Raw genomic sequence first — 12,698 nt, 5'->3', positions numbered from 1 at the left:
TGCAAAGGTAGCAAATGATTCATGCAACAAAGTTGCAAAATCAGTTTCAGAACATATATCCCAACGAGATCATCAGGTTTCTGTTCTTCATTCCTAAATCTTTTGCCACTTCAACGAGTCCAAAATCATAACTGATGGCAACTTGATATTTCTTGCTGAACTCAACCCCTGCTTTCAGTCCAAGACCGAAATCGAAACGTTTCAGACCATCGTCTCCAAATATATCTTCAGACATAGAATTGCCTCCTATTTCATCAAAATCAAAATAATCACCGTCAACCTTTGCTTTTGCTTTTCCAAACAGTCCGACAGCAATATAAGGACCTACACTACCAAATAACGAAAAATTATCATTTACAGCATATTTGTACCCAACACGTACAGGCACTTCTAAATAGTATGGATTAAATTTTATGCTCGCAAGTGATCCTCCATCAATTTTAGCACCTTTCAATGTAAGCAATGCAGCGAAGTCCATATAGGCACCACTACCATTCGCATCCTGCGACAATCCCAACTCTGCTTTAACACCTGCGTGAAAACCTATCCTGCTGTCAAAACCTGTAATGGTGTATTTACTAACATTCATACCTGCCATCACACCCCATTTCAGATTGTCTTGAGCATTGATACTCACCGCACTTATCGCTACTAAAGCGAATAATAATAAGGCCTTTTTCATACGAATAAATAATTTAATTATTGTTTAGAAATTATGTGAGGCAAAAATAATAATAATTCGCACAACTTCGAGAGATTTGGTAAAAATATAAAAGATAAACGATATGAATCCTGTGAGGTATAGTCATAACAAGGGAACCGGACTATTTCAAACGATTTTACGAGATATAGAACAAAAACACTCTGTACAGAGAAAAAATAAAGCATGAAAGACTGTGTAACTTAATTAATTGTTATCTTTGCACAGTCAGTCGTAGCGCGACTGTATTGTTTGTTTTAAGAAAAAAAGCGTTTAGCTGATTTCTGTGCCAGTGAAAAGTCCAAATAAAATCAACGCACATGAAACAGATAAATGCTCCTTGCAATATGCGGGGAGTGTTTCCTGTTTGTGCGTTAGGGCTTGGACTCCCTCACTGGCGGATAGGCAAATGCTCTCCGCTTTTTTTGTGCCTATAAATTTGCAATAGATACAAACAATAAATTAGTAATAACTACAAAGGCAAGTCAATTCGGATGGAGCGGCACCTGAACGACTGCAAAGTCGAAAACGTAACATTTAGATGTTACCACTTGCCTTTGAAAATATAAGAGGTAAAGGCTAGCAATACCCTCGAGGGGAACAAATGGATTCATCCAGGAGTTCCCCTCTATTTTTGTAAAGATGTGTACTATTGGAAAGACAGATATCAGATTTACATATAAATTTAATGATTCTTATTGTCAGCTAAAGTTTTTCCCCGATAGTATAATGATTATCATCGGTTTACATGCTGACAATAAGCCATGACAATAGGCTGACAATAAAAAATTAGAACTTCTATTGTCAGCCTGTTCTTTGATCCCTTTGGAGCAAGATTATAAGATTCGTTCCAATGTGTCGATATACTCTGACTTAATTCCCAGCTTGATCCATTGTTAAACTACTGAAGACTATCATTGTCTACAGTAACAATACCATCGGCATAAGGAACACATACGCTTTATAAAATGAATACGCCCTTATTAAATGAATGCTACATAGCCGGTATCTTTCACTTACCAAGCAGGTATTGTTTCATTAAAGTGTAGCAGGGAAAACGCATTATAAATCATGTAAAATAAGTTCCCATAAGAATTCATTATCCCACCCTGCTATTAATCTTTTTCTATTGATTGGTATCTCTCTTTTGTTGTTTCTTAATGTAGCCAATGCAATTTTCGCCAGTACGGAGAAGTTTAATGCTGATATATTTCTTCTTCTGGTATTATCTTCATGGAAATTGACATCTAGCTGCCAATGTAGATTATTCTCAATTTCCCAGTGTTCTCTACTATTTTTAAGTATCTTCTGCGCATCAGGTTCCAAGGAAGATATAAAACATCTTTTTTCCACTGTAGTGCCTTTGTTTGTATTTCTGGTATTCTCTATATATCCGAAAGACTGTATATTTTTCCACTTCTTTCTAATATCTGCTCCCAGAAAACCAGGATCGTTGCAGCAATAGCAGATTCTCGACTCATTCCTGCCATGTCCTTCTTCATGCGTCTCATATTTGTCAAATCGTACTGTTGTACCTTTTGATACAATACTTTCTGTTACTGACAGTACTATTTCCTTTAATTTCGGTTGATTATCTTTCACTATAAAAATGTAGTCACCTTCTCCCTTTATGACTTTCTCTGCAATTGTACGCTGGCATCCTAAAGCGTCAATTGTAATAATACAATCTTTTATACACAACATATCTAATAATTCAGGAATGACAACTATCTCATTTTCCTTTTCTTGTGTACATAACTGTCCAAGGGAGATTCCCAGTTCTGTTGCAAATGCACTGATGACATGCAATTTGTACTTTCCCGTATTCGAATCAGGAAGCACTCCTTGTTTACGATGACGCTTGTCCTGTTCGGATTCATAGGCTCCTCGTATGGTTTTACCATCAATGGCTATATGCCCCGAATAACATTTGAGAATGCTTTGGACCCATTGCCTATAAGATTCTTCAAATTTTAAAGGATCTAATGCCGAGAAAAAGCGATTAAATGTATCATGGGAAGGGATACCATTAAAATTGGAAAGCTTGGCTGCAAAAAAAGATTCTTTACTTTTACCAAAGTCTTCTATTGAATTCCAAGTATCAGCGCCACATATAACAGCAGAAATTGCAATAAGAACAATGGTACTGGCCTGATGTTTTTTACAACGGTCTATCCGGTTATCTATCAATATTAATGAATCAGCAAATTCATGTAGGTTGCTGATCTCAATCTTTCTTTTAGTTTCTTGCTTCATTTTAATTGTGATTTATAATCACGTAAATGTACTCAAATAATATTGTAAATGAAAGATAAATATCTTATTAATAAGATGAAAAGACAATATTGGTGTAAGATAAATGTATAAAAGATTAAGGAAAGAGTATAATGCGTTTTCCCTGTTAAAGTGTAGGTATTGTTAACTCCCCACGGCCGTGACGAGATCTTCCCACGGCCGTGGTAGGAATTCGTCACGGCCGTGAGAAGAAGTTACCACGGCTGTGACGAACTAAAGATACCGGTACTTTAGTGGAACAATACCGACACTCTAGAGGAACTATACAGGCATGTTAGCGGAACTATATAGGTATATTAATGAAAGGATATCACTTTGGAAAGCTATTAGAAAAATGCGGTATTATTTCGGAATATTCCCATAAAGTTATTGTTTATCAAGTTATTAAAGGTATCATAAGAGATAAAAATAAGGCTGACAGTAAAAGTAGATATATTTTATTGTCAGCCTATTATCAGCATCTATTATCAGGTGATATAATACTGATATTCAAATACTTAAATACAATCCTGACAGTTTGACAATAAAACAGGTATAAATCAATAAGAACGATCATAAAATTTTTAATTGGGGAGGGTAAAGAATTTATAAAAGAAAGAAAAAGTTTGCTGTTCCCTTCAGAATAAACATCTTTGTAACCGTGGTTACAGTAATCACAGTTACTAATATAAAAGATTAAGTTTTATCATTTTTCAAAGAACAAATATGATCGTAACAAAGAAAGCATACTGCAATGAAACCCTTTTACAATTCTTTTACTATCATAGAGTTAGGTTACGGGAAAATCTCCGGATAAACCTTGTTTCGAGAAGTTTTTTTGTTACTTTTGCCGCAAACTAATATATTTCAGTGCAACGGGAATCTTATTATAATATGAAAGACATCACCTTATGGAACATCATGTTGAAAGGTGACACGAAGCCATTAGAGGTATTGTATAAGAGACATTACGAGCTTCTATTGAATTTTGGACTCAAATATGTTTCAGATGAAGAATTTGTTAAAGACTGCATTCAGGATCTTTTCGTGAAACTTTGCAGCAGCACCCGTTTGTCTCCCACCGATTATGTACGTTCCTATCTGCTGACTTCTTTGAAAAACCTTATATTCGATAAACTTTCATCTTTAAAATCCACCGAAGACATCAATGCACTTCCCTTCGACTTAACGATAGAAGACACCTCACTGGAAGTTTTATTTAAGGATAATGATGAAGATATACAAATGATTAAAAATCTGCAAGAGGCTTATAAACAACTGTCCGAGAATCAACGGATGGCGATTTACCTTCGTTACATTAAAGGCTTATCCTATAGAGAAGTTGCAGCTGTCCTGGAGATTAATCCCCAATCTGCCATGAATTTAGTATCCCGCGCACTGACGAGCCTTCGCTCTAAAATGACCTTAAAAGAATATCTCTTTTTCCTTCCTTTTTTTCTTTCTTAAACGCTACTATTTCCTTTGTCCGGTTCCCTCAATTTACTGAAGAAATCTTTTTCTGCAAAAAAATGAAAGAAAAGTGAGTAGACTTTTTCTTTTCTCCCGTTTTAAATATAAAAGCAAAAAAATGGAAGGCAAGAAAGCAAATATACATCAAGTGATACGCAAAGTAATTCTACATGTTCGGAAACAGGAGAGAAATGTCTCAACGACCGAACTGGATGAATCATGGAGACTTATCGAAAAACAAATCCATGCAACCAAAAAGAAAAAGTTGCATCGACGATTACTTTATGCGGCAACTTACTCATCAGCTGCCGCAATCCTGCTATGTATGTTTTGGCTGGGTAAACAGTTCATCTCTTATTACCATGCAGACGACAGCGCATTAGCCGATTTCGCATTGAAAATGCAGGCAGCCCCATTACAAGAAGATATTCTATTGCTGATACCGGGAGAAAAGAATATAGAGGTGAGTGATACCGATGCAAATATCATTTATTCACAGAATGGTTTGGTGGTGGTCAACTCTGATACAGTCAATCAGATTCAGCCACAAAAGAAGAAGCCCGAATTCAACCAGCTGATAACTCCTAAAGGGAAAAGGACTCAATTGACTTTATCAGACGGAACTCATCTATGGGTAAATTCAGGAACACGGGTGATTTATCCAACTCATTTTGAAAGAGACCAGCGTGAAATTTATGTTGAAGGAGAAGTGTTCCTCGATGTACGCCGCAATGAGAAGGCCCCCTTCATAGTGAGAACTAAAGATTTTCAAGTACAGGTATTAGGTACTTCATTCAATATATCGGCATATTCATCGGAGAAAACGTCTTCCGTGGTGTTGGTGGAAGGAAGTGTGAATATAAAAAGCCACAATCGGCAACAGGTCAAACTCGCTCCGGGAGAACTGGTTAACATTCATAGCGATCAACTAGACACTCCTCAAAATGTAGATGTTGAGCCTTATATCTGTTGGATAAAGAATATTCTAATGTACACGGACGATTCTTTGGATAAGGTCTTTAGAAAATTAAATCTATACTACGGCAAAGAATTCGTATTGGATACGGAGGTGGAGAGAATGCAGGTTTCCGGAAAGCTGGATTTAAAAGATAAACTTGAAGACGTCTTACATACTATATCTTATTCTGCCCCCATAGAATATAAAGAAGTGGGTGATAAAATATATGTGAGGAAGAAATAAGTATAGTTCATTTATTGTTAAACCTTTATACGTAATATTATGAGAAACAAAAGTCCTTAAAAAGAAGGCTGAATGATAATTGCAGTATCATCCAGCCGAAAAATCAAACAACATTTTATTGTTTAATTTCTTAAAAACGTTGTAAATATATGAAAAATACCAGTAGCATATTTCTTACAAGGGTGAGAATGGCTCGCATATTATTTCTTTTTAGTGTTTGTTTTCTTTCTTTACACTCTTATGCGGTGAACATAGGAGCGTATGCTCAACAGAAAAATTTAACGATTGAAATGCGGAATAAAACCGTTAAGGAAGTGCTTGATTATATAGAAAAAAACAGTGAATTTATCTTTTTCTATTATAGCAAAGCGATTGATACGAAACGTATAGTCAGTTTGTCTGTAAAGGACCAACCGATAACCGTTATTCTCGATCAGTTATTTAAGAATACAGATGTCCGGTATGAAATTAAAGACCGGCAGATTTCTCTGAAAAGAGAAGAGTTGCCTACACAGCAACGTCCGCAGGATTCGAAACAACAAAAGCGCAAATTGGTAGGAACCGTTACGGATGCTTCTTCCAGCGATCCTTTGGTGGGGGTCAGTATTTCTGTAAAAGATTCTCCGGGAACAGGAACAATTACAGATTTAGATGGTAAGTTTTCAATAGAGGTTTCAAATAATACAGAGTTAACATTTTCTTATATCGGATACAAACAGCAGGTATTGAGTGTAGGCGATTTGGGAGTTTTGAAAGTGAAAATGCAATCGGACAACGAGGTGCTGGATGAAGTGGTGGTGGTAGGAGCCGGCACACAGAAAAAAGTATCCGTAACCGGTGCTATTTCTACTGTAAAAGGTGTAGAATTGCGTGCACCGAGTTCTTCACTGACCAATAATCTTACGGGAAAGCTGGCAGGGGTGGTATCGATGACCACCAGTGGAGAACCGGGTTCCGTATCCGATTTCTATATCAGGGGAATCGGAACATTCGGGGGACGTGCAACACCTTTAATTCTGATGGATGATATCGAAATTTCGAGTGGCGACCTTAATAATATCCCTACCGAATCGATTGCCAGCTTTTCAATCCTGAAGGATGCATCGGCAACTGCTATTTATGGCGCTCGCGGTGCTAATGGAGTGCTGCTTATCAAAACGAAAGACGGTATGGAAAACACGCGGGCACAGATAAATATCACGTTCGAAAACTCATTTCTAAGGCCGGCAAACACGTTGAAGTTCGTCGATGGTCCTACGTTTATGAATATGTACAATGAAGCCTTGGTGACTCGTACTCCAAGCGCAACACCCAAATATTCGGATGACGTCATAGAATATACAAGAAGCGGAATCAATCCGTATGTTTATCCGAACGTGGATTGGTATGACCTGCTTTTCAAAAACTCGACCATGAATCAACGGGCAAACATTAATGTACAGGGAGGTAGTTCGAAGGTTACCTATTACATGAGTTTGCAAGCAAATCATGATAGCGGCATGCTCAACTCCCCCAAGCGTTACTCTTTTGATACGAACATCAACAGATGGGAGTACATTTTCCAAAGTAACATATCCTATAAAATGACTCCGACAACCACTGTCGAGCTACGCATGAACGACCAGATAGGATATGCCAAAGGACCGTCTTTTTCGACTTCCGACCTGTTCTATCTTACCTACAACACCAATCCGGTGGCATTTCCGGCATCTTTTCCGGCAGAAGAAGGTGACAAGCATATACGTTTCGGAGGGGCAATGCTTAGTGGAAATTCGATGTATAACAACCCTTATGCATATATGATAAATAATTTCAGAGGATCCAATCATAATACCATCAACACCTCTGTCCGTATTAATCAGAACTTTGATTTTGTGACAAAGGGACTTTCCGCCTCTATTCTGGTTAACTGGAAAAACTATTCAAACTCATCTTATACCAAATCACTTGCTCCCTATTACTATCGCGTACAGGATGGTAGTTGGAATGTCGATTCGCCCGACCTTTATGCATTGGAGCAACTGACTTCGGGATCTGAATATATATCCCAGTCGGATATAGAGCGCTACCAGGACAATACCTTTTATATGGACGGACGCATCAATTACAGCAGGCAGTTCGGCCGACATGCCGTATCGGGAATGTTGATGTATATGATGCGTGAATACAGATCCAGCGTATTACCCAACCGTAACCAAGGATTATCTGCCCGTATCACCTACGATTACGACCAGAAATATCTGGCCGAAATAAATTGCGGTTATAACGGAACGGAACGTCTGGCAGAAGGAGAACGGTTCGAGCTATTTCCCGCCATATCTTTAGGCTGGGTTATCAGTAACGAGGATTTCTGGACTCCATTGCGTTCAATTGTGTCTTTCCTCAAGCTCCGGGGATCTTATGGACTGGTAGGCAGCGATGATACGGGAAAAAGTGCGGGAGCTGCCCACTTTCTCTATATAAATGATATAAAGCTCGACGATTTGAGTTATGGAACCGGACCTGATGGAAGTGTTGTCGCCAAAGGACCCAGCGTTTCATATTATGCTGTCAGAAATGCACATTGGGAAAGAGTGAAAAAGTTCGATATCGGTATAGACATGAATCTATTCAACCAGCTTAATATTGTTTTCGACTATTTTCATGACAAACGAGATCGCATCCTTCTCAAACGAGGTTCTTTTCCAAGACTACTGGGATACGCTAATGCTGTGCCATGGAGTAACATTGGTAAAGTAGACAATCGAGGCATCGAGCTGGCTGTCAATTGGCGAAAGAAAATCACCAATGATTTAAATATGGACCTACGTTTCAATTTAACATACAACAAGAATAAATACATCTACAAAGATGAACCGGATTACCCTTACGTGTGGCAGTCGGAAACTGGTAAACCCTTGAGTAATACGATAGGATATATTGCCGAAGGGTTATTCAAAGACCAGGCGGATATAGAAATGAGCCCTTCGCAGGATGAATTGGGAAGTACGGTAATGCCAGGTGATATCAAATATCGCGATGTGAACGGTGATGGCAAAATAAACTCAAAAGATCAGGTTATGATTTCGCAATATGGCAACGTGCCGCGCATTCAGTATGGAATCGGGCTAGACGTGACATATAAATCTTTCGATTTCGGAATGTTTTTCAATGGTTCTGCCCAACGGACAATCATGGTATCAGGCATTATGCCATTTCGCGGTGATGCTTCGACCGGTGATCGAAACGTGATGCAGTTTATCGCCAACGACTACTGGAGCGAAGCCAATCCGAATCCGGATGCGAAATTTCCACGATTAGGTATTACTGACAGTCAAGTGGCAAACAACTCTGTCAACAGCACCTACTGGATGCACAACGGACGTTTTATCCGTTTTAAGACCCTTGAACTCGGATATAGTTTTCCGTACTGCCGTGTTTATATCAATGGGGATAACCTGGCTGTGTGGAGTCCTTTTAAAGAATGGGACCCGGAATTGTCATGGAATGCGTATCCCTTTCAACGGACTATCAATATTGGAGTGCAGCTAAAATTCTAAGTTCTATATAACCAAAATATAAAATATGAAAACCATTAAGATCATATCACGATTCATACTAAGTGTGACTGCCGCATGTTGCATGGCTTCTTGCAACTATCTGGACGTTGTCCCGGATGAAACAGCCGACTTGCCCGACGCAATGAAAGACAGAGCTTCCACATTGGGTTTCCTTCATTCATGCTATACTTATTTCGAGTGGTTTTACACAGTCGAAAACTCATTCATCAACTCGACCGATGAATATGCCCGCCCCTTACTATGGGCTGACGACGGACAGAAAGCGGCATGGAACCAGCTTTCTCCTTCCAGTCAAACCGCCCCGTGGAATAGTTGTTACGATGGAATAGGACGATGTCATCTATTCATGGATCAGCTTGACAAGAGCAACCCGACGGGAGTAACCGAGAGCGATAAAAGACGCTGGAAAGCCGAAGCTTTGTTCTGTCGGGCACTCTACCATTTTATGTTACTAGAGTCATACGGACCTATACCCTTAGTGACTGAACATTACAATCAAAACCTTGACAAAAAGGATTTTCCGGGCAGATCGCATTTCGACGTATGTGTAGACTCCATAGCCGAATGGTTTGACCGGGCTGCCTTCGAATTACCGCCAACAGTACAGAACAGCGAACTGGGACGTGCTACTTCAACAGCTTGCAAAGCCTTAAAAGCGCGATTGTTGGTTTATGCCGCCTCCCCCCTGTGGAATGGCTCGTTCCCTTATTCAAACTGGAAGAACACTAACTTTGAGACTCCGGGATATGGAAAGGAATTAGTCAGCAGAACATACGATGAAAACAAATGGAAACGCGCCCTGACAGCTTGCAACGAGGCTCTTGATTGGGCACTGACTCAAGGTAACCGCAAACTGTTCGACCTTGCCACTTCCACCAGTATCAGAATAAACCAAGGAGTTCCATTACCTAATATAGAGGGGGTTGATGACCAGTTTAAAGAGTCGGTAATGCTCATGCGTTACCTCAATACGACACGTGAGACTGATGGCAATAAAGAAGTAATCTTTGCCATCGGAAGCGGTGACAACTATGGCATCTATTCACAAATACCTCATGGCGTCACCACTTACAACGGCTCTCCTGTAGGAGGATGGGGAGGTATTGCTGTTTTCTTGAATTCTGTTGAGAGATTTTATACAAAGAATGGAAAATTGCCCCAATACGATCATACTTTTCCCGATAAATCGGACTGGTTTGAATCGGCTGGTTTGTCCAATCCGGATATCATAAAACTGAATGTCAATCGTGAACCGCGTTTCTATGCATGGGTTTGTTACGATGGAGGTGAATATAGTTCGTTCATAGCCGATGGCTCACCACTGATACTTGAAGCGCGTAACTCGCAAAAACATGGGTACAACCCTGACAGATATAATAGAGATAATAATGCAACCGGATATTTTTCCAAAAAGAGAATACAACCTAACTTCCAATGGCGTTCTCAAGATAATGGCAATAATTACGCTCATACTCCACTGGCAGTCATACGTTTGGCGGAATTATACCTCAATCTGGCGGAATGTCATGCTGCATTGAACAGCAAACAAGATGTCTTGGACAACCTGAACATTGTTCGTAATCGTGCAGGTATTCCCGATTTAGAATTATCTGACATAAACTCTGATATGAGTTTAATGGATTGGGTGCGCAGTGAACGTTATGCCGAACTATGGTTTGAAGGACACCGCTATTTTGATGCCCGGCGTTGGACAATTGCTCCGGAGGTATTCAAAGCCGGTGTCCGTGAAGGTCTTAATGCCATCGCAAAAAAAGATCCATCGTTCCGTGAGTTTAACCAAAGAGTAAAGGTGGACCAACCTTTTATGTGGACCAACAAAATGTATCTTCTTCCGATCAATGACTCGGAGATATACAGCAATCCCCAACTAGTACAGTCGCCCGAATATTAATTTAGAATTACCAGAATTATGAAAACGATATTATTGAAATTAATTTTAATACTTGGTGTATGTCAGATTGTATATTCATGTAGCAACGAATATTCGAATGATAAGTTATTCCCTGAAGAATATCACAAAATATTGTATTTCAAGAACGAGGGCAAGCATATTTTTAGTTGGCAGGCTTCTGAAAATATGGTCGAAGAGCCTCTTCTGGTCATTAAGGCAGGAAGTGACCCGTCTTTGACTGCAACGGTTAACGTCCGTGCATTGACGCAGCAGGAAATCGATGAAAATTATAGCCAGCCCGAAAATCAAAGTTACAAGACAATAACGCCTGATGCATATTCATTTAAAGACGGAGTTCACGAACTAACATTTGTAACTAACGAGACGTCGAAATATCTTTATCTGAATTTTGATGTAGCTAAAATATATCAGTTAATCAAATCGGCACCTGAATCCAAACTTGTTTTGGCACTCCAGTTGGAAAGTACAGAAGAGGGTATTGTGAATGTTGAAATGAACCGGGTTTTATATGTTTTTGATATAAACGGGCAGCAAGTGGAATGGGGAAAAAAGGATATACAGATTGAAAGTGCGACATATAGTTCAATGAGTGTAAAACTCAAAGCCGAAATTGCAGATAATATATCCAATTTCTCTTGCGGACTCGATTTCTCACAAAACGCGCAACTGGTGTCTGCATATAATGATTTTCATTCAACCAATTATGAAGCGCTTCCCGCAGGTGCCTACCATGTGAATGATTTTTCTTTTGCAAATGGCAATGATGATGCGACAACGACATTGACAGTAGCAAGTTCAACATTGCAAAAAGATAAACAATATCTTCTTCCGTTGAAGTTTGCAGCTCCCTCGTCCCCACAAATAGAGGTATCGGACGAGATTTATTACCTGACTGTTGTGGTACCTGCCGATCCGCAAGTTATTCCCGACAACAGGGAATGGAAAATATTGCTATGCAACAGCGACCAGAAGATGGAGAACCCATCATCAACGGATGGGGATAATATCGGGGCCGGAGCCATCATAGATGGAATTTTCGACAATCACTGGCATTCGAGTTATTGGGGAAAAGATGTCAATGGATTCAATAATAAAGACGACTATCACTATGGCTTCACTGATTATCATTGTTTTGATGGAATGAGAACACCTATCACAATTGTCATAGATATGAAGAATTCAATAGAAGTAAGCGATATCGGACTGACTCAACGAAGAGATAACGCGAACATTAAGAAGATAGATTTCTATGTTTCGGACGATCCTCAATTTTTATTCAAAACGATTGCCGATGGAGGAACATCTGCTGATTACTCGGCTGTGGCACTGAATAACTGGACGCTTCTCTTTTCTAAAGAGAACACTCCACGACAGAATGAAACCATCTGGTTCGGTGACAGTGAAACGATAACGCCACAAAAGGGACGATTCCTGAAAATTGTAATTTCCAGTGCATACAACGCTCCCTATGGCCTCAACGGTGTGGATTACATCGTTGTCGGTATGGCCGAATTGCAAGTAAAACAACTTTCTACAATGATTGGAAAAATAATTCAATAA

Annotated in this window: 7 protein-coding genes; 5 read left to right on the top strand and 2 right to left on the bottom strand. The window is 39.4% G+C overall.

What is annotated here, in order from left to right:
- Positions 1 to 46: 46 nt before the first annotated feature.
- Positions 47 to 682, bottom strand: a complete 636-nt coding sequence (locus NQ505_RS08675; RefSeq protein WP_009000187.1) for a porin family protein — start codon at positions 680 to 682, stop codon at positions 47 to 49.
- Between the two features lie 1,080 nt (positions 683 to 1,762).
- Positions 1,763 to 2,956, bottom strand: a complete 1,194-nt coding sequence (locus tag NQ505_RS08670; protein ID WP_004296414.1) for an ISAs1-like element ISBaov2 family transposase — start codon at positions 2,954 to 2,956, stop codon at positions 1,763 to 1,765.
- A gap of 912 nt (positions 2,957 to 3,868) precedes the next feature.
- Here NQ505_RS08670 and NQ505_RS08665 point away from each other — a divergent pair.
- The 5 genes from NQ505_RS08665 to NQ505_RS08645 all read left to right on the top strand — a co-directional run bounded on the left by NQ505_RS08665 (position 3,869) and on the right by NQ505_RS08645 (position 12,698).
- Positions 3,869 to 4,441: an RNA polymerase sigma factor gene (locus tag NQ505_RS08665; RefSeq protein ID WP_032853768.1), complete on the top strand. Its 573-nt coding sequence runs from the start codon at positions 3,869 to 3,871 to the stop codon at positions 4,439 to 4,441.
- A 121-nt stretch (positions 4,442 to 4,562) separates the two neighbouring features.
- A complete protein-coding gene (locus NQ505_RS08660) occupies positions 4,563 to 5,645 on the top strand; it encodes a FecR family protein (RefSeq protein ID WP_032853758.1) in 1,083 nt (360 codons plus the stop codon).
- Between the two features lie 149 nt (positions 5,646 to 5,794).
- Positions 5,795 to 9,184 carry a TonB-dependent receptor gene (locus tag NQ505_RS08655; RefSeq protein WP_009000191.1) on the top strand — a complete coding sequence of 1,130 codons (3,390 nt, stop codon included), beginning with the start codon at positions 5,795 to 5,797 and terminating at the stop codon, positions 9,182 to 9,184.
- 25 nt (positions 9,185 to 9,209) lie between these two features.
- Positions 9,210 to 11,117 (top strand): RagB/SusD family nutrient uptake outer membrane protein, encoded by a 1,908-nt coding sequence (locus tag NQ505_RS08650; protein WP_009000192.1) that lies wholly within the window; start codon positions 9,210 to 9,212, stop codon positions 11,115 to 11,117.
- Positions 11,118 to 11,135: 18 nt separating this feature from the next.
- Positions 11,136 to 12,698 carry a BT_3987 domain-containing protein gene (locus tag NQ505_RS08645; protein ID WP_009000193.1) on the top strand — a complete coding sequence of 521 codons (1,563 nt, stop codon included), beginning with the start codon at positions 11,136 to 11,138 and terminating at the stop codon, positions 12,696 to 12,698.

The organism is Bacteroides sp. D2, assembly GCF_025147085.1.
In the GTDB taxonomy this organism is placed as follows: domain Bacteria; phylum Bacteroidota; class Bacteroidia; order Bacteroidales; family Bacteroidaceae; genus Bacteroides.
The sequence above is the reverse complement of the archived record's forward strand: the minus strand, read 5'-3'. Positions and strand labels throughout refer to the sequence as shown.